Below are 19,111 nucleotides of genomic sequence, written 5' to 3' on the forward strand. Positions count from 1 at the left end.
CAAAATATCAGGACCGACATCAGTTGACTGACGAACTATGGTGACCTGGATGGCTGGCGTCGTTTCCCGAGAGTCGTACTTCGACACGGGATTGGACGTGTTGTCCGATCAGGGTTACGGCGGCCTGAAACTCGCCGAGGTGTGCAACCGGCTCGGCGTCACCACCGGATCCTTCTACCACTACTTTCCCAACTGGGCGGCCTACACCCGGGAACTGATCGCCCACTGGCGCCAGGCCCGCACGCTGCGGGTGGTGGAGGCCGTGCGCGCCGATCCGGACCCGCACCGACGGATCGACACCCTCATCGCCGAAGCGCTGGCGTTGCCGCACGGCGCCGAGGCCGCCATCCGAGTCTGGAGCTCGCTGGACCCCGACGTCTACACCGTGCAGGCTGTCGTCGATCAACTGCGCTTCGACGTCATCTTCGAATCGGCCCGGGAGATCATCGGCGACGAAGCCACTGCCCGGCACTTCGCCGACTGGGGCGTCTACCTCATCGTCGGCTACGAGCAGAGCACTCTGCCGCGCAATACTGAAGCCCTGCAATGGATTACCGATCAGCTGCGCGATTCCCTGGAATCCGGCCGGTTCACTCCGGCCCCTGAAATCGGCCAACCCGGCTAGCATCGGCAGTCATGCTGAACCCGGTTGAGCTCTGGCACCGGGCAGTAGATCGGATCCGCGACCGCGACCCCGAACGCGACGCGCTGCGACGCGCGGCACGCGCGGCGATCGTGCTCCCGATCGCGGCGGCCATCGGCTTTACCGTCGGCCCCGGCTCGCAGACCCCGTTGTTCAGCATCTTCGGCGCCGTCTCCCTGTTGATCACCGCCGACTTCCCCGGCAACCGGGCCGCCCGCGCCCTGGCCTACTGCGGCCTCGCGTTCAACGGCGCGGTGCTGATCGCCCTGGGCACGCTCATCGCGCCGCACCCCTGGTTGAGCGTCGCGGCGATGTTCGTCATCGGCGTGGTGGTGTCGTTCTCCGGGGTGCTCAGCGAGATCATCGCGGCCGGTCAACGCGCCACCCTGTTGATGTTCGTGCTGCCGGTGTGTACGCCCGTCGGTCCGATTCCCGACAGGCTGCTGGGCTGGCTGATCGCGTTGGTCGTCTGCGTGCCCGCGGCCCTGTTCCTGTTTCCACCGCGCCATCACGACGAGTTGCGCCGCAACGCCGCACAGGTATGCCGGCTGCTCGCCGATCGGCTGGAGGGCACCGCGTCGGGCCGCGACGTCACCCGCGCGATGAACGCCCTGTACGCGAACTTTCTCGGTGCCGACTACCGGCCGGTCGCGCTGACCGCGGGCAGCCGGGCCCTGGTCCGGGTGGTCGACGATCTGGGCTGGCTGACCGACCAGGTCACCGGCGACACCGGGGACCTACTCGGCCCGATGCGCGATACGGCGGTGCGGGTGCTGCGCGACAGCGCCGCGGTGCTGCGCATCCGCGATGTCGGCAAGCGGGCTGCCCACAGCGCGGACCTGCACGCGGCACTCGCCGAACAGCGGACGGTCGCACAGGGCACCTACCGAGACGACATCGTCGCCGTCCTCGACGCACCCGACGACGAGTCCGCCGTCGACGTCGGCCGCACGCTGCTCGTCCGGCGCACCACCTCGGCCACCATCGCGGTGACCGGTCGGATCATCAGCAACGCCGCGCTGGCCGACGCGCGGCCGGTGTGGGCCCGGGTGCTGGGCATGCGGCTGCCGAAGACCGGCGCCGCCGACTGGGTGATGCCCGAAACCGTCGCGGTCGCGGCCATCGCCAAGGGATTTCTGGCCACGCGCGCGGTCGTGCTGCGCAACAGCCTGCGCACGGGCATCGGCCTGGCGGTCGCCGTCACGGTCACGCACGTGTTTCCGGTGCAGCATGGCTTCTGGGTGGTGCTCGGCGCCATGTCGGTGCTGCGGAGCAGCGCGCTGACCACCGGGACCCGGGTCTTGCGGGCAGTGGCAGGTACAGCAGTGGGTTTCGTGCTGGGCGCGATCCTGATCAAGCTGGTCGGGGTGGATCCGGTGGTGCTGTGGGCGCTGCTGCCGGTGGTGGCCTTCGGTTCGGCGTATGTGCCGGGCGTGATGTCGTTCACGGCCGGTCAGGCCGCGTTCACCATGATGGTGCTGATCAACTTCAACCTGATCGTGCCGACCGGCTGGCGGGTGGGCCTGGTCCGGGTCGAGGATGTGGTGGTCGGTGCGTCCGTCGGCATCGTGGTGTCGCTGCTGCTGTGGCCGCGAGGCGCGTCGGCGTCGGTGTCCAAGGCGATCAACGACGCCAGGAGCGTCGGGGCGAAATTCCTGCGCGCCGCGGTGTTACGGGCGACGCGGGGCGCATCCGAGGAGGCCGACGACCGGGTCAACGCGCTCAGTTACGACGGGCTGCAGGCCACGCGTATCTTGGATGACGCTGTGCGCCATTATCTTTCGGAAAACGGTGGCCCGTCGGATCTGCGCGCTCCCGTCGTGAAGGCGGCCAACCGGGCGATTCGGGTACGGGCCGCCGCAGAGCTGATCGCCGATGTCGTCCCGCCGCCGCTGGGCGCCTATCAACGGACTCGGGACGTGCTGGAGGTGCATGCGCAGGCGATCTGTGCGCGGCTGGTCGGCGGCGACACCCGGTCGCTGATCCCGATCAGCGACAGCCTGGTGCGGTGCCTGCGCGCCGAGTCCACCGGTGACGATCTCGCGGTCTCGGCCGCGCTGCCGCTGGTGACGGTGGCCGCCAACCTCGGCGAGCTGGAACTGCTGTATCCGCAGCCCGCCGAGACGATGCGTAGTCGCGTCAGTTGAACGGCCGGTGCGGCATCAACGCGTCCGCCGGAATCTGACCGAACTTGCCTGACTGGTAGTCCTCCAGGGCCTGGATCAACTCGGCCTTGGAGTTCATCACGAACGGGCCGTAGTGGAAGACCGGTTCCCGAATCGGCCGGCCGCCCAGCAGCAGGATCTCCAGCGCGGGCCGGTTCGAATCCTGGGTGCCCTCGGCGGTCACCGTGATGCGGTCACCGGGCCCGAACACCGCCAGTTGTCCCTGGTGGATCGAGTGTGCGACCGGGCCGACGCTGCCACGCCCGCTCAGCACGTACACCAGAGCGTTGAAGTCCCGGTTCCAGGGCAGGTTGAGCTGGGCACCCGGTTCGACCGTGGCGTGCGCCATGGTAATCGGCGTGTGCGTCGCTCCGGGACCTTGAGCCCCGTCGATCTCACCGGCGATGATGCGCACCAGGGAGCCGCCGTCCTGCGATGACAGCAGCTTGGCCTCGTTGCCCTCGATGGCCTGGTACTTGGGCGTCGCGAACTTGTCCGTGCGGGGCAGGTTCACCCACAGCTGGATGCCGTGGAACGTGCCACCGCTCTCGACGAGTTCAGCCGGCGGGGTCTCGATGTGCAGGATGCCGGACCCTGCCGTCATCCACTGCGTGGCGCCATCTGTGATCAGGCCGCCGCCACCATGGGAATCCTGATGGGCGAACCGGCCGTCGATCATGTAGGTGACGGTTTCGAAGCCGCGGTGCGGGTGCCAGTCGGTGCCGCGAGGCTCGCCCGGCTGGTACTCCACCTCACCCATCTGGTCCATGTGGACGAACGGGTCGAGGTCGGCGGCACTGACACCGGCGAACGCACGCACGACGGGGAATCCTTCGCCCTCGTAGCCGCGCGGGCCGGTGGTGATGGACCGAACGGGGCGTTCGGTGTCCGACGCCTTGGGTGCCGCGATGCGCGGCAAGGTCAGGGTGTCGGCGGTGATGGCGGGCATCTGTACCTCCTGGGGTATCTGAACTGATACCCGTATAACCGGACCGCGGTCCGATTATTCCTTACTGCAGGAGGGTCAGCGCGGCAGCTCGAGCTTCGGTGGCAGTCGCGGTCGCCAACACCGCATCGGCGGCATCCCGACACTGCTGCAGGGTGACCTGCGAGAGCTTCGCCCCAACGGCCGGAATCGCTGCCGAGGCCGCCGACAGCGACGTCACCCCGAGGCCCACCAGCACGCAGGCCAGCAGCGGGTCTGCCGCCGCTTCGCCGCACACACCCACCGGCTTGCCGACCGCCGCACCGGCCCGTACCGCCATGGCGACCAGCGCCAGCACCGCGGGCTGCCAGGGGTCGGTCAGGGTCGCCAGGTCAGCCGACATCCGGTCAGCGGCCATCGTGTACTGCGCCAGGTCGTTGGTGCCGATCGACAGGAAGTCGACGTGCTCGAGGATTTTGTCGGCCAGCAGCGCCGCCGCGGGCACCTCGATCATCACGCCCGGGGTCAGACCGTAGGTCCGGGCGGCGTCGGCGAAGCTCTTGGCTTCGGCCGCGGTGGCGATCATGGGCGCCATCACCCACGGCTGATTGCCGCTCGCGGCGCCCGCGGCCGCGATGGCCTCGAGCTGGCGGTGCAGCAGCCCCGGATTGCCCTCTGCGATCCGGATGCCGCGCACGCCGAGCGCGGGGTTGGCCTCGTCGGGGTGGCCCGCGAATTTGAGGGGCTTGTCCGAACCGGCGTCGAGCGTGCGGATCACCACCTTGCAGCCGGTGAACGCGTCGAGCACCTCCCCGTAGATCTTGGCCTGCTCGGCGACAGAGGGTTCGGTGTCCCGGTTGAGGAAGCACAACTCGGTGCGGAACAGTCCGACGCCCTCGGCTGGGGTCTGCCGGGCGGCCCGGGCCGCGGCACCGTCTTGCACGTTGGCCAGGACCGCGACGGTATGGCCGTCGGCGGTGGCCCCCGGACCGGTCCATTGCCGGGCCTGTTCGGCAGCGTGTTGCGCCGCGGTGACGGCGGTTGCCGCCTCGAGCGGGTCGGGGTCGACCGTGAGGGTCCCCGTTGTTCCGTCGAGCAGGACCGTGGCGCCTGCGGCGACGTCATCGAGCCCGTCGACCGCGACGACACACGGGATGCCCAGCTGGCGGGCGATGATCGCGGTGTGGCTGGTGGGACCACCCAATGTGGTGGCCAGGCCGATCACCAACGACGGATCGAGGCCCGCGGTATCGGCCGGGGCGAGGTCCTCGGCGCACAGAATCGACGGCACATCCGGCAGCGGCACCCCCGGCTCGGGCAGGCCGGACAGCTCGGCGATGACGCGGTCGCGGATATCGCGCAGGTCGGTCACGCGCTCGGCCATCAACCCGCCCAGCTGGGTGAACAGTGCGACGAACTGGTCGACGGCCTCGCCGACCGCACGTACCGCAGGCGCACCCCCCGCGATCCGCTTCTCGGCAGCTCCCAGCCAGGCCCGGTCCTGAGCCAGTGTGGCCGTGGCGGCCAGCACCTCGGAGGCCGCGCCGGTGGCGCGCCCCGCCCGGTCACGTAGGCGGTTGGCGACGGCCGCCGCCGCGGCACTGAAGCGCGCGGCTTCCGTCGCCCGCGCGGGTTCGTCGATGTCACCCACAGGAGCGTCGACGACGGGCAGCCGGCCCGGGCGGATCACGGGTCCACACTGCACGCCTCCCACCACGGGGACCCCGCGCAGGACGACCTGTGAAGTAACCGGAGATGAAGTGCTCATGTGAGACAGATTACTAGAAACCGTTGACAAGTCAACACGATCAAGCGTAAAACAACACATATCAACATTCAGTTGGTGCCGGAACCCACATAAACGGAGGGTCATGTACGCCGAAGAACGCCAGCAGGCCATCGCTGCGCTGGTGATGACCAGGGGACGCGCCTCTGTCGCGGAACTGGCACAGACCTATGACGTCACTACTGAAACCGTCCGCCGGGACCTGGCCGTCCTCGACAAGGCCGGGCTGCTGCACCGCGTCCACGGCGGCGCCGTCCCGGCCCGCACGCTGCACCTCGTCGAATCCGGCGTCGGTGAACGGGACACCACCCGCGCCGAACAAAAGGATGCGATCGCCGCCACGGCCCTCGACTTCCTACCGCTGAGCGGCGCCACAATACTGCTGGACGCCGGAACCACCACGGCACGCATCGCCGCGCAGTTGCCGACCGACCGGGAATTCACGGTGGTGACCAACTCGGTGCCGATCGCGGCCCGGCTGGCCGGCAGCCCGACCATCACATTGCAACTCCTCGGCGGACGCGTCCGCGGCCTCACCCAGGCTGCCGTCGGCGAACACGCCCTGGCCGTGCTGAGCACACTGCGAGTCGACGTCGCATTCATGGGCACCAACGGCATCACCGTGCGGCACGGCCTGTCCACCCCCGATTCCGACGAGGCGGCCATCAAACGCGCCATGGTCTCGGCCGCCAATTACGTTGTGGTGACCGCCGACTCGTCCAAGGTCGGCCGCGAAGACTTCATCAGCTTCGCCCCGATCGACAGCGTCGACACCCTGATCACCGACAGTGACGTGTCGGCGGCCGACCGTGGCGAGCTGACCTCGCACGGTGTCGAGGTGGTGATCGCATGATCGTCACCGTCACGCCCAACCCGAGCCTGGACCGCACCGTCACACTGCCCGGACCGCTCACCCGCGGCGCCGTGCAACGCATCGACACCGTCACGGTCGAACCCGGCGGCAAGGGCATCAACGTCGCCCGCGCCCTCACCCTCGCCAATGTCGACGCATTGGCAGTCCTACCTGCCGCCGATACCGATCCACTGCTGGGCGCGCTGCGCTCCCGCGGCGTCCCGTTCACCGCGGTACCCATCGCCGAGCCCGTCCGCACCAACCTCGCCATCACTGAAACCGATGGCACCACAACCAAAGTCAATGAGCGCGGAGCACTGCTCGACGAAGCATCCCTGGCCGCCCTCACCGACTGCGTCGTGCAACGGGCCCGGTCCGCATCATGGGTCGTGCTGTCGGGATCACTGCCTCCCGGAGCCCCCATCGACTGGTACGCCCGCATCGTCGCGCAACTGGCGCCACTGGACTGTCAGGTGGCCGTGGACACCTCCGAAGCCCCGCTGGCCGCACTCGCCGCGGCATTCGAGGTCGCCGCCCCCGACCTGATCAAACCCAATGCAGAGGAGCTGGCCGACTTGGTCGGCGCATCGGCTGCAGAGCTCGAAGAAGCTGCCGCCCAAGGTGATCCGGCACCGGTCGTGGCAGCGGCCACCCGGTTGATCGACCGCGGAGTCGGCGCGGTGCTGGCCACTCTGGGCGCCGCAGGTGCCGTGCTCGTCGACCGGGTCGGCGCCTGGCACGCCACACCCCCCGCCCATCACCCCGCGCAGCACCGTCGGGGCCGGCGACGCGTCCCTGGCCGGCTATCTGCGCGCCGCGGTCGGCGGTGCCGAACCGCCACGACGGCTGCGCATGGCCGTCGGCTACGGCAGTGCCGCTGCCGCCCTACCCGGATCCGCCCTGCCCTCCCCCGCCCAACTCGACCTCGATGCCGTCCGTATCCACGCCATGAAGGTGCCGCTATGACTCAACCGATCATCACCCCCAGAACTCGTCCTGCTCGACGTCGCCGTCGACGGTGACAAGGAAGCCGTCATCGGCCGGCTCGCCGGTGCGCTCGCCGCCGCGGGACGCAGCTCCGACGCCGACGGCTTGATCGGCGCGGCGCTGGCCCGCGAGGCCCAGTCCGCCACCGGACTGCCCGGCGGCATCGCGATCCCGCACTGCCGATCGCCCTACGTCGACGCACCGACCATCGGCTTCGCACGGCTGTCCCCCGGTGTCGACTTCGGCGCCCCCGACGGCCCCGCCGATCTCGCCTTCCTCATCGCCGCGCCGGAATCCGGTGGGGCCGAACACATGAAACTGCTGTCCAGCCTCGCCCGCGCGCTGGTCCGCAAGGACTTCGTGGCGTCACTGCGCAGTGCCGCCAGCTCCGACGAGGTGGTGGCCCTGGTCGACGGTGTGGTCAACCCTGCCCCGGCTGCCCCGGCTCCTGCTGCCGCGGCTGCTCCGGTCGCAGCTCCGGCGGCAGCTCCGGCGGCCACGCCCAAGACCGTCTCGATCGTGGCCATCACCGCATGCCCCACCGGCATCGCCCACACCTACATGGCCGCCGACGCCTTGAAGCTCGCCGCCCAGGAAGCAGGGGTGCACTTCACCGTCGAGACCCAGGGCTCCTCTGGCAGCACCCCGCTGTCCGCATCGACCATTGCCGAAGCCGATGCCGTCATCTTCGCCACCGACGTCGGCGTCAAGGACCGGCAGCGCTTCGCCGGTAAACCCGTCATCGCGTCCGGCGTGAAACGGGCCATCAACGAGCCCGGCAAGATGATCGCCGAAGCCGTCAGTGCGGCAAGCGATGCCAACGCTCCACGGGTCGCGGGCGACGCCGCCTCCTCGGCTGCGCCGTCCACCGCCGCCGGCGGCGTCGGCTGGGGCACCCGGCTGCGACAGATCCTGCTCACCGGCGTGAGCTACATGATCCCGTTCGTCGCCGCGGGCGGTTTGCTGATCGCGCTCGGCTTCCTGTTCGGCGGCTATGAGATCGCCAACAAGCCTGCCGGTCAAACGGATTCGATGGCACATATCATCGCCACCACCAACTCGCTGACCAACCTGCCCAGCGGCGGGTTCGTCCAATATCTCGGGGCGGTGTTGTTCAGCCTCGGCGGCCTGGCCTTCGGCTTCCTGGTGCCCGCGCTGGCCGGCTACATCTCGTTCGCCATCGCCGACCGGCCCGGCATCGCACCAGGCTTCACCGCGGGAGCCGTGGCAGTCTTCGTCGGTGGCGGGTTCATCGGCGGCATCGTGGGCGGCCTGATCGCCGGTTTCGCCGCACTGTGGATCAGCTCCTTCAAGGTGCCGAAGTGGTTCCGCGGATTGATGCCGGTCGTGGTGATTCCGCTCGGCGCCTCACTGATCGTCGGCCTGCTGATGTTCATGCTGCTCGGCCGGCCGCTGGCCGCCATCACCTCGGGTCTCACTCACTGGCTCGGTGGCCTGTCCGGCAGTTCTGTGATCCTGCTAGGTGTCATCCTTGGTCTGATGATGTGCTTCGACCTCGGCGGGCCGGTGAACAAGGCCGCCTACGCCTTCGCCACCGCCGGGCTCAACGTCGCCGACCCCGCCTCCCTGCGGATCATGGCCGCCGTGATGGCCGCAGGCATGGTGCCCCCGTTGGCCATGGCCCTGGCAACCACGGTGCGGCCCGGACTCTTCAGTGAGCCTGAGCGCGAAAACGGCCGCGCCGCATGGCTGTTGGGACTGTCCTTCATCTCTGAGGGCGCCATCCCGTTCGCCGCGGCCGACCCGTTCCGGGTCATACCGTCGATGATGTTCGGCGGAGCGGTCACCGGCGGCCTGATCATGGCCTTCGACGTCAGCTCCAAGGCTCCGCACGGCGGCATCTTCGTGTTCTTCGCGATCGGCAACCTGCTGTGGTTCCTCGTCGCGCTCGCTGCCGGCACCGTCGTCAGCGCCCTGGCCGTCGTCGCGGCCAAGCAGTTCGCCAAACCCACCGTCACCACGTCGGACGCCCCGGCGCTGGCCACCACCTAAGGAGAAGAATCAATGCCCAGCAAGACCGTCATCGTCGGCTCCGCCATCGGCCTGCACGCCCGCCCCGCCGCCATCATCGCCGAGGCCGTCGTCAACGCCGGTGTGCCCGTGACCCTTTCAGTCGACGGGGGTGAGCCGGTAGACGCCGGATCCGCCCTCATGATCATGACCCTCGGCGCCGGGAACGGAGCATCGGTCACCGTCGAATCCGACGACGCCGACGCACTCGCGACCGTCGCAGGCCTCGTGGAGCAAGACCTCGACGCGTAAGCAGTTGTCGCGCAACGACTCGCACCGTTCGTTCTCGAACGGTGCGAGTTGTCATTTGGTTGGTGCTGTCGTAGTGCCATCGCCCTAACCAAGGCTTCCCACACGCCTTCGAAAATGTTGTGGTCCTGCTATCTCGCCGGTTGTTGCGCAAGCAGGCAGCGTGGTGCTTCAGCGCTGTACTGAGATTTGGGTGCGCCCTCAGGGCGGCGGGACCTTGTCCCAACGCAAGTACGTGTCCTGCACTCTCCTCCGGCAGGACCGCCGTACGACTACTCAGGCCACCCAGGTTCAGCGGGCGATGACGCGAAATCAGCAGCGGTAAATGGACCAGAGGCCAGATCCTTGCGCCGTTCGAGTGAGTCTGGCGCACCGCTGACGCATGCAGAAACCACTTGACCTTTTGTCGGCCAATCAGTGGACCCAGCGCTGGAAGTCGTGAGGTAGCCAACTATCTGCCACCCACCAAATACGTTGGTATTCGGGCTCAGCGCGGGACCGCGCTGTGGCGCAAGGCCGGCTTCAGACTTCTCCTGCGCATCAGTCAGGTCCAAACGGACGCCGAAAATACCTCTGTCTGGGGACCAACCGTTGGAAAGGTAAGGAACATACGTCCCATCTGTCTTTCTCTGCCCAAGTCCATATCGATACTCGCATAGCGTCACGGTTGCACCACGGCTAGTGCTCTCGACAGACTGGATATGGAATCGAAGATTCCCGACGAGAGTCCAACCCGTGGGATATCGATCGGTTGGTCGCCGATCCCATGCCGAGGTTTTATCCGAAGCACTCGTTGGTTCATTTGGCGGCACTGCGTCGAGGAAGCCTGGGTATGCATTGCCAAAGTTGCCAGTGAACTCCACGAGGTCATACGACTCCAGGTACGCCCTCACAGGAACGGCAACTCCCTCAGTTAGCCCTATACCCGGATCGGCAGTCCATTGCACCCGGACGTCACTAGCTACGCCCGGCCACCCACGCACCTCGGTTTTGTGGGTTTTTCCGCAGCTATTGACGAGTTGCACCACAACAGCACATAAGAGCACTAGCACCCTTGTACGCGCTAAGATCATTTCGGCGGTTCCGCGATCTTCGGATCAGGATTCTGCGTGACCTGATCATATTTGTCATACATCGACTGCGTAGCATCCTGACGATCAGTTGGACTACCTGGCACAGTAGCGTTCAGTACATTCGCAAGAACCGAATCAGCATCGTTCACACTCACTCCGTTGGCTTTCAGCCCAGGAAGATCTTGTATTTGGGGATGATAACCGGGGCGCGGTTCATACGGATTATCACCAGTCCCCGTGTCACCCGCATGTGTGCCCGCCACCTGGGGTGGGTCGGCAAAGTACTTTTGCGGATCGAATTTATCAACGTTGTCATACACGAGCGGTACATCATTAGCACTTAGTGCATTAAGTGCAAAGCGTGCACATTCCGCTTTTGACGCAGGAGGAATGGTGTAATGGTCACCGGTTGGCTCTTTGCCGATGATCGAGTCTTCCATCACCGTGGCAAACACATCGAAGCTAGGGCCAGCCACTACGCCATACCCGGGAATCGTGCCCAGGCCCCCAGTCACTGCCTTTTGCCCCAACTCGTAGGCACTCTTCTGCTCCTGCCACATTTCGTGTGCGTTCTTGCCGAGAGCCTCCGCTGCCTGTTGAGTACCGACCGCCGAGAGCCCCTTCAGCGTCTGCGCGTCCGTTAACCTCGGATCATTTTGCGAAACGTGCACCCCATTCTTGACATCTTCCGCCCATGAGTAGCTTGCGGCGAGTGCATGTGCGTTAGCAGCGCCGTGGAACTCTTTGTACGCTTCAGGATCGGTACTCAGCACCGAGAACACGCCTTTGGCCACTGGCTGATCCAGCAGTTGCTTATCAGGTTCAAAATTTGCGAATACTTTGCCGTCGTCGCCGACACTCGACAGCCCAGCGATTTCCGGTATATATGGGCTTAGACCATGCGCATATCCTCTGACTAGCTCAGGATTTACCTGCCCGAGCGTATGGTGATTGGCGCCGCCCATCAAGTCAGGCTTGTGACTACCAATGTAACTCGCATATTTGTCTGCGGTTTCCGCGGCCAGAGCTCGCTCTTCCGGGAGATGGGCATCGTGTGATTCGTTAGTCCAGCTGAAGAGATGGCCAGCAGCTTTCCCATTGTCGGGCCAGTCGATTGCATTGACATCATGAAGGAAGTCGTCAGCACTTACCCCATTCCTGCCCATTACCTGATCGTTGATAATTCGGTGATCGTCATCAACGGCTTCGAACAGACTCTGGATCGCTTCGGCACCTCCTACCCGAGGATTATCCGCGATGACATCCATCGCTTTGTCGGCGGCGACTATCATTTGCCTATCGAGCTCAGTTCCCGTCTGGAATGCCGGGTTTCCATCCTTCACAATGTCGGCAATACTGTCCAGTTCCGATCCGAATGCAAGAGCCTTTGTCAAGGGGCGATCGTCCGTCACGATGGTCTGATCAGCACGTTGCAAGACGTCTCGGACACTGTCTGGCAATAAATCAGCGCCGCCCCTTGTCGTGTATTTCGGATCATCGAGCGCCCCGACCTTTGGTTCAGTGACGGAAAATTGTACGTCTTTGTTACTCATCAACTGCCACGAATTAGCGATGACACCCTTGTGGTCGCCTAGGCGTTGCTCTGCTTTTTTGAGTGCCTCGACGCTCATTCCCTTCTGCTGAGCCTGCATCTGGCTCAGGTAGGCCGATTGCTCTTCGGTGAGTTTCTGACCTGGTTTGATCCCTGACAGAACCTTGTCCACTTGCGCAGCAGCTTGTTGATCGCCGGCGAGCGTCTTGTGCACATCTTGCTCAGCCCGAGTGTGCACGTCCTTCTCGTCGGGCTTGTCGCCCTTCTTGTTGCCCATCTCGTCCGGCTTATCCCCCGGGCCCTTCTCCCCTGGCCCCTTCTCACCCGGCGCAAACTTCTGATTCGTAAGAGCGTCGTATTCGCCTTTGATGCCCTGCACCCGTCCGCGGATGTCGGTCATGTCGTTAGTGGACTTCTGGATGATGTCGCTGACCTGGCTGACACCCTTGTTGACGATCGGCAGCAGCTTACGGTCACGCTCGTCGGCGTCGGTATCGGGAATCGACGCCGCCATGCTGGAGACCCAGCTCTTGACGTTGTCGAGGTTCTGCCGGCCAGTGGTCACCACATTGGCGGCATTGGTGACTTCAGCAGCCATCCGCTTGTCCAGATCCGCGAGCTTGCCGTAGACCTGCGCATGTTCCTTGTTCGCCGCGGCATAAGCATCCGAAGCCGTGCCCTGCCAACGGGAATCAGGTGCGGCGGCCTCCACGCTCGACTTCATCTGCAGCAGCCGCGAACTGCCGTCGAACTTGGAGCCGTCCTCAGGAGTGCCCTGCCCGAACGTTTCCCGCGCTTGCGACCACGTCTCGTTGAACGCATCGAGCAGCCCCACCACGACCTCCCGGAATCCCCTACAGCTAACTCTCAGTATCGCAGGCTGGCCGCGGGGCCACGTGCACGAATCCCGTCCAGCGCTACGACTTGTCGGGCAGGAACGGCGGCGATTCCCAGGTGCGCGTATCGGGCATGTCGTCGTTGGGCCAGTTCCGGGAGACCGGTGGCGACTGTGACGGTCCAGGTTCCAACGTGTCACCGTTGTCGGGCCAGTCCCCGTAGATCGGTGGAAGCCGCGGGTGAGATTCGCCGTGGACGATGACGTCACCCCCTCCGTGTCCCATGACATCGCCACCCGCGTGACCCATGACGTCACCGCCGAATGGTGGGAGCCCCTGAAGCTCGCGCATCCGCTCTTCGCTCAGGATCCCGCTCTGAACTGGTGGCCTCTGGCCGGCTGGGGCTCCCGCACCCGGCCCGGCTCCGGCCGCGCTGGCCTTCGCTGCAGCATCGGCCGCCGCGGCGCCACCGCCGCCGGCACCCTGCATTGCGGTCTGCACGATACCTTGCGCACCCTGCATCGCCTGCTGCGGGATCTGCGAAAGCCCCTGCACAGCGCCCTGAACAGGCTGCGCCATGCCCTGCATCATCTGCCCGGCCACCTGACCGAACTGGCTCATCACCTGGCCCGCCGGCTGGGGGCCGCCCTGGGCACCCTTGCTCATCACCGTCCCGGCGCCTTGGCGGTTGTCCGTTTGAGCGGACTCCATGCGATCGGCCTGCGCCTTGAGCCGGGCGGCGGCCTCCGAGTCCCCACGCTCGTAGGCCTGGGCGGCCTGCTTCAGCAGGTCACCGATTTTGGCCGACGCTGACTGAGTCGCGCCCAAGGCGTTGCCGCGCGCCGATTGCGCGGCATCAAGCACATCCTGCATCGGAAAGCCGATGGTGCCGTGGCTGTTCTGCACACCCGAGGTCGCCGGAGCACCACTGACAAAGCTGGCAACCTCGTCACTGAGGCTGCTGACCTGTTGCCCCCACCAGGTCACGGCACTTGTGTCAGCCCTGAACTGCGTCATCGGCCCCTCCGATTCTGACGGACTTGCTGACCGACAAGTCTATTGCCGCTGCCGCCACCCCTCGAACGGAAAGTCTGGGACAACAATCGGCCTTGCTGTCATTGGCCAAGTACCCCAGGAAGAAAGCGTAATTCCCACGTCTGGTACACCCTTATGATTGCCTGCGTGCAAATGGCCAGTCGGCTTGTCGTAGGTAGACGCGGTTCGGGGCAGGCGCAGATTTGTTTGCTACATGTGCATCAGCACACGGCAGACGGATCTACCGTCGAGGGGGGTGCGTAGGACGTGCAGCGCTTAGCCGTCATGATGCTTGCGGTGTTGCTGGCGATGTTCAGCGCACCGCCGGCCTGGGCCATCGATCCGCCGGTGATCGACGCCGCAGCAGTTCCGCCGGATCAATTGGGTCCCGACGAGCCGACCGAGCAGCGCTACGAGTGCAAGGGCCCCACGGTCATGCCCAACTCGAACTTCGCCGACAAGCCATGGGCCAACAACTACCTCCGGATCGCCGATGCGCAGAAGTTCGCAACGGGCGCCAGCGTAACTGTGGCCGTCATCGATACCGGTGTCAACGGGTCGCCGCGCGTCCCTGCCGAACCCGGCGGTGATTTCGTCGATGCGGGCGGCAATGGCATGTCCGACTGCGACGCCCATGGGACGCTGACCGCGTCGATCATCGCGGGGCGGCCGTCCCCGACCGACGGGTTTGTCGGCGTCGCTCCCGACGCCCGAATCCTGTCGCTCCGCCAGACCTCCGGGATGTTCCAACCGAAAGGCGCCCAACGGGATCCGAACAACCCGAACGACACCCCGACCGCCGGCTCCATCCGCAGCCTCGCCCGCTCCATCGTGCACGCCGCCAACCTCGGCGCGCAGGTGATCAACATCAGCGAGGCGGCCTGCTACAAGGTGACCCGCCGCATCGACGAGTCCACCCTGGGCGCCGCGATCAACTACGCCGTCAACGTCAAGAATGTGGTCATCTTGGTGGCCGCGGGCAACACCGGCGGCGACTGCACTCAGAACCTCCCGCCGGATCCGTCGATCCCCTCCGACCCTCGGGGATGGCGCGGAGTTCAGACCATCGTCAGCCCGGCCTGGTACGACCCGATGGTGTTGACCGTCGGCAGCATCGCCGAGAACGGTCAGCCGAGCGGATTCTCGATGTCCGGACCGTGGGTGGGTGCCGCGGCACCCGGTGAGAACCTCACGGCGCTCGGATACGACGGCCAGCCGGTCAACGCCGTCGCCGACCAGGACGGCCCCAAACCCCTGTTCGGCACGTCGTTCTCGGTTGCCTACGTGTCGGGCCTGGCCGCCCTGCTCAAGCAGCGCTTCCCAGATCTCACTGCCGCGCAGATCATCAACCGAATCACCGCCACCGCACGCCATCCCGGCGGCGGCGTGGACAACTACGTCGGAGCCGGCGTGATCGATCCGGTCGCCGCGCTCACCTGGGAGGTCCCGAGCGGTCCTGCCAAGGCCCCGATGCGGGTCAAGGAAGTACCGCCGCCGGTGTACATCCCGCCGCCAGACCGTGGCCCGATCACCATCGTCGTCGCCATCGGTCTGGGGTTGGCGTTCGTCCTCGGGGTGGCCGCCATGGCCCGCCGCGCGTTGAGGCGACGCCGATGAACCTCCTGCGCCAGTTCGGCTTTCGGTTCAGCACCGGCCACGCCATCTGGGCTGCCGCGCTGATTCCGGCATGCGTGGCAATCTGCATGCACTTCCACCTGCTGTGGTTGGGCATCACGCTGGGCGTGCTCGTCGCATTGTTCTCAGTGCTGACGATCCGCGGACGCCGACTGACCGGCTGGGTCGCCGCTGTGTTCTCGTGGCGGCGCCGGCATCGCACCACGCCCGATCCGGCCTCCGACCCGGCCGTCGGATCGACCGTGATGCCCGGCGATCACGTCGCGGTGCGCTGGCAGGGCGACTACCTGATCTCCGTAATCGAGTTGGTGCCAAGGCCATTCACCCCGACCGTGATCGTCAACGGCAAGGCCGTGACCGACGACATCATCAGCAGCAAGCTCGTCGAGGACCTGTTGCTCGCACACTGCCCCGACCTCGAGGCCGACATCGTCTCGTCCGGGCATCGGGTGGGCCGCACCGCCCCGGCCAGCCTGGTGGCGCTTTACGAGCAGGTGGTGGGCCCCTATCCCGCGCCGGCGAACCGGCGCACCTGGGTGGTGCTGCGTGCGAATCCCGATACGACGCAACGCTCTGCACAGCGCCGCGACTCCGGCGTCTCCGGCCTGGCCCGGTACCTGGTGGCGTCGACGACGCGGATCGCCGATCAGCTGGCCAGCCACGGGATCGACGCCCAATGCTGCCGTAGCTTCGACGACTACGACAAAGCCACGGAGATCAGCTTCGAGAAGGAATCCTGGTCCGTCATCAAGGGCCGCAGCACGTTTACCGCTGCCTACAGCGCACCGGGCGGCCCCGATGTCTGGTGGTCGGCGCGTGCCGATCACACCACCACGCGCGTTCGGGTCATCCCGGGCATGGCGCCGATCAGCACCGTGCTGCTCACCACGTTGGCCAATCCCACGACACCACGCGGCTTTTCGTGTCTTTTCGGCGGCCAACGGGCTGCCCTGCAGGGCATCAGCCCGGTGACCGACAAGCATTACGAGCTCCCGATCGGGTCGGCCGGTGTGCTGATCGGCGAGACCGCCGACCGCTACCCGGTGTACATGCCGTTCGACGACGTCGACGTCAGCATCAACCTCGGCGACGCCCGGCTGTTCACCCAGTTCCTGATCCGCTCGGCCGCCGCCGGCGCGGTGATCACGCTGAGTCCACAGTTCCGGGAGTTCGCCTCGCTGATCAACGGCCGTGTCGGACGCGTGCCCCGGGTGGCGTGGCCCCATGCCACGACGTACCTCGGCCCACACCAGGGAGTGGGACGAGTCATCCTGCGGCCCAACTTTATTGACACACCTCGGCACCGGCAGCTGCCCATCCAGCTGATCAATCCGCGTGAAGAGAGCCGCTACCAGATGGCGTTGGAACAGTGACAACCGTCATTGGAGGCGAGCCTCCAGTTGGTTCGGGGGGACCATGGGTGAGCAAGTAAATGCGATGACCGACCAGATTCGGGCGCGAGCGACGAGCCTCGAAGGCCTGAGAGTTCCGACGAGTATGGGGCAGTCATCGGTCCAGCGGCCCTGCGGGTTGGATTTCGCCGGCACAGTGGCTCAGAACTTTGGTCGGGGCGCAGACGGCATCATGGGCTACCAGGTCGTCGGTGACAACCAAAAGACGCGTCTCACGCAAGCCCTGACATCTGCGGCCAATGCCTACGAAAGGGTCGACAGCGAAGTCGCAGACGCGATCAAGGCAGGCGCGGGCGGTCAACTCCCGACTGTAACGGTCGAACAACCGAGTACAGACGCCTTGCCCGCTCCTCGCGCTATCGATGCTCCAACAGCGCTCTCGGCTGCGGGCTACGCCCAGATCAAAGACACCGAGGAGCGTCTACACGACGGCGACAACGGATCTTCGCTCCGCACGGCTGCTACCCAGTGGCGTATAGCCAGTGCGCAGCTGACGACCATGAGCTCGCAGTTCAACACGTACGGTGTGCCATGGGAGGGAAGCGCGGCTGAGGCCGCATCCCAAAAGTTCGACGCGATGTCGGTGTGGTTTACCAAACTCGCGGGCGCGTGGATGGAACTCGCAGACGAGGCAGAGCGCATCGCCGACGCGCAGGAAACCGCGAAGGCTGCACATACGCCCGTCTATCAGTGGTACGCGATCGGCGACGCGGTGCTCAAGTGGATGATGATCAACGGCGTTGATCAATTCGACGGGTTGACAGCAGAATTCATCGCCCAAGAGATGGCGAAGCTACAAGCCGAGTCCGATGAGATTCGCAACACCTACAAGAATGCCGCCATGATGAAGGCCATCACGCTCGATCCGCCTCCCGACGGGGCGATCAATGTCGGTGGCCCTGACGATCGCAGTATTGGACCAGATGACAGCCTATCCCGGAAAGAGGGTGGGCCCAAGCCGGGTGAATCTGGGCCGCAGTCCGCGAATTCGGCTACGCCAACCGTGTCTCCCGCAAGTGCTGAACAGAAGACCGCCTCGAAGCCGCAAACCGCTTCGCCCTCCGGCGACGCGCCATCGGGCGGCTCCCCGTCAGGCGCAAGCGGTTCCCCGTCAGGCGCAGGCGGCTCCCCCTCAGCAGCGGGCGCGGCTTCTGGCGGCATGCCAGCTGGGCTCGGCGGCAAACCAGATCTGCCGAAGCTCAACGAACCAACATTGAAGCCCGCCAGCCTCGGCGGAGGCGGTGCAGGCGGCGGGGGCGGAGGGGGAATGTCCAAAGCTCCGCTCGGACCGTCCATGGGCGCGGATTCGTTCGGACAGACTCCCACCGGCGCACGGGGAGCGAATGCTGCTGCTGTACCCGCCGGCGCTGCGGGTGGCGGCATGGGTGGCGGTGGCATGGGTGGCGGTATGGGTCACGGCGCCGGTAAGCAGGGCAAGGAGAAGCGCCGCGACCCGAAATTGTCCCCAGATGAAGACCTGTACAAGGAAGACCGCGCGTGGACTGAGCCGGTGATCGGCCGTCAGATTCCGCAACGACGCCGCAAGGAAAACGTGAAGGAGCCGTCATGACCGATGGAATGCATCCCGAGGTTGCCGCAGTGCTGCAGAAGGCGCAACAGCTGCAGGCTCTGATGGACGACCAACTGCACAAGATGAATACCGAAACCTTCACGGCAGCTGACGAAACCAACACAGTCGAGGTGACCCTGAACGGTCACCATCACCTGAAGTCGGTGTTCATCGAGGACGGCTTGCTTCGGCTGGGTGCTCAAACAGTCGAGCAGCGGCTCAATGAGGCGCTGCAAAAGGCGACCGCTAAAGCATCGGCATCGATCACCGCCGACCGGGAACGACTCGACGAGATGGTGGCGGGCTTGACCAGAGAGGGCACGCCCCAGCAGTAGCCGTCCGCGTGACCGCCCGCCCGA

At 65.8% G+C, this 19,111-nt stretch carries 13 protein-coding genes and 1 pseudogene; 10 read left to right on the top strand and 4 right to left on the bottom strand.

Features of this window, described 5'->3' with window-relative positions; translation table 11 throughout:
* Positions 1-49: 49 nt before the first annotated feature.
* Both BTO20_RS35880 and BTO20_RS35885 read left to right on the top strand, forming a co-directional pair.
* Positions 50-625, top strand: coding sequence for a TetR/AcrR family transcriptional regulator (locus BTO20_RS35880; protein WP_198344192.1), 576 nt, complete (start codon positions 50-52; stop codon positions 623-625).
* Positions 626-636: 11 nt separating this feature from the next.
* Complete coding sequence (locus BTO20_RS35885; protein WP_087081167.1) at positions 637-2,790, top strand: FUSC family protein; 2,154 nt, start codon at positions 637-639, stop codon at positions 2,788-2,790.
* Here the strand turns inward: BTO20_RS35885 and BTO20_RS35890 are convergent.
* Both BTO20_RS35890 and BTO20_RS35895 read right to left on the bottom strand, forming a co-directional pair.
* On the bottom strand, positions 2,783-3,757 hold the full coding sequence (locus tag BTO20_RS35890) for a pirin family protein (RefSeq protein WP_087081169.1): 975 nt from the start codon (positions 3,755-3,757) through the stop codon (positions 2,783-2,785). The genes BTO20_RS35885 and BTO20_RS35890 overlap by 8 nt on opposite strands.
* Before the next feature lie 61 nt (positions 3,758-3,818).
* Positions 3,819-5,501 (bottom strand): phosphoenolpyruvate--protein phosphotransferase, encoded by a 1,683-nt coding sequence (locus BTO20_RS35895; RefSeq protein WP_232490968.1) that lies wholly within the window; start codon positions 5,499-5,501, stop codon positions 3,819-3,821.
* A 103-nt stretch (positions 5,502-5,604) separates the two neighbouring features.
* Between BTO20_RS35895 and BTO20_RS35900 the strand changes: the two genes are divergently transcribed.
* The 4 genes and pseudogenes from BTO20_RS35900 (at position 5,605) to BTO20_RS35915 (ending at position 9,642) form a co-directional block, all read left to right on the top strand.
* A complete protein-coding gene (locus BTO20_RS35900; protein WP_087081173.1) occupies positions 5,605-6,372 on the top strand; it encodes a DeoR/GlpR family DNA-binding transcription regulator in 768 nt (255 codons plus the stop codon).
* Positions 6,369-7,338 (top strand): annotated as a pseudogene (locus BTO20_RS35905) (1-phosphofructokinase family hexose kinase). The gene BTO20_RS35900 and the pseudogene BTO20_RS35905 overlap by 4 nt, the downstream one beginning before the upstream one ends.
* A 30-nt stretch (positions 7,339-7,368) precedes the next feature.
* Positions 7,369-9,372 carry a PTS fructose transporter subunit IIABC gene (locus BTO20_RS35910; protein ID WP_087081175.1) on the top strand — a complete coding sequence of 668 codons (2,004 nt, stop codon included), beginning with the start codon at positions 7,369-7,371 and terminating at the stop codon, positions 9,370-9,372.
* A gap of 12 nt (positions 9,373-9,384) precedes the next feature.
* Complete coding sequence (locus BTO20_RS35915) at positions 9,385-9,642, top strand: HPr family phosphocarrier protein (RefSeq protein WP_029368877.1); 258 nt, start codon at positions 9,385-9,387, stop codon at positions 9,640-9,642.
* A 1,066-nt stretch (positions 9,643-10,708) separates the two neighbouring features.
* Here the strand turns inward: BTO20_RS35915 and BTO20_RS35920 are convergent.
* Positions 10,709-13,099: a TPR repeat region-containing protein gene (locus BTO20_RS35920; RefSeq protein ID WP_157680411.1), complete on the bottom strand. Its 2,391-nt coding sequence runs from the start codon at positions 13,097-13,099 to the stop codon at positions 10,709-10,711.
* An 82-nt stretch (positions 13,100-13,181) separates the two neighbouring features.
* Positions 13,182-14,117, bottom strand: coding sequence for an ESX-1 secretion-associated protein (locus BTO20_RS35925; protein WP_087081180.1), 936 nt, complete (start codon positions 14,115-14,117; stop codon positions 13,182-13,184).
* A 303-nt stretch (positions 14,118-14,420) separates the two neighbouring features.
* Here BTO20_RS35925 and mycP point away from each other — a divergent pair, with 303 nt between their 5' ends.
* The 4 genes from mycP to BTO20_RS35945 all read left to right on the top strand — a co-directional run bounded on the left by mycP (position 14,421) and on the right by BTO20_RS35945 (position 19,087).
* Positions 14,421-15,752: a type VII secretion-associated serine protease mycosin gene (gene mycP / locus BTO20_RS35930; protein ID WP_408632220.1), complete on the top strand. Its 1,332-nt coding sequence runs from the start codon at positions 14,421-14,423 to the stop codon at positions 15,750-15,752.
* Positions 15,749-17,143, top strand: coding sequence for a type VII secretion protein EccE (gene eccE / locus BTO20_RS35935; RefSeq protein ID WP_087081184.1), 1,395 nt, complete (start codon positions 15,749-15,751; stop codon positions 17,141-17,143). The genes mycP and eccE overlap by 4 nt, the downstream gene beginning before the upstream one ends.
* Before the next feature lie 64 nt (positions 17,144-17,207).
* On the top strand, positions 17,208-18,752 hold the full coding sequence (locus BTO20_RS35940; protein WP_157680412.1) for a PPE domain-containing protein: 1,545 nt from the start codon (positions 17,208-17,210) through the stop codon (positions 18,750-18,752).
* Positions 18,749-19,087 (top strand): YbaB/EbfC family nucleoid-associated protein, encoded by a 339-nt coding sequence (locus BTO20_RS35945; RefSeq protein WP_087081187.1) that lies wholly within the window; start codon positions 18,749-18,751, stop codon positions 19,085-19,087. The genes BTO20_RS35940 and BTO20_RS35945 overlap by 4 nt, the downstream gene beginning before the upstream one ends.
* The last annotated feature ends 24 nt before the right edge of the window (positions 19,088-19,111 follow it).

Source organism: Mycobacterium dioxanotrophicus (assembly GCF_002157835.1).
GTDB lineage: Bacteria > Actinomycetota > Actinomycetes > Mycobacteriales > Mycobacteriaceae > Mycobacterium > Mycobacterium dioxanotrophicus.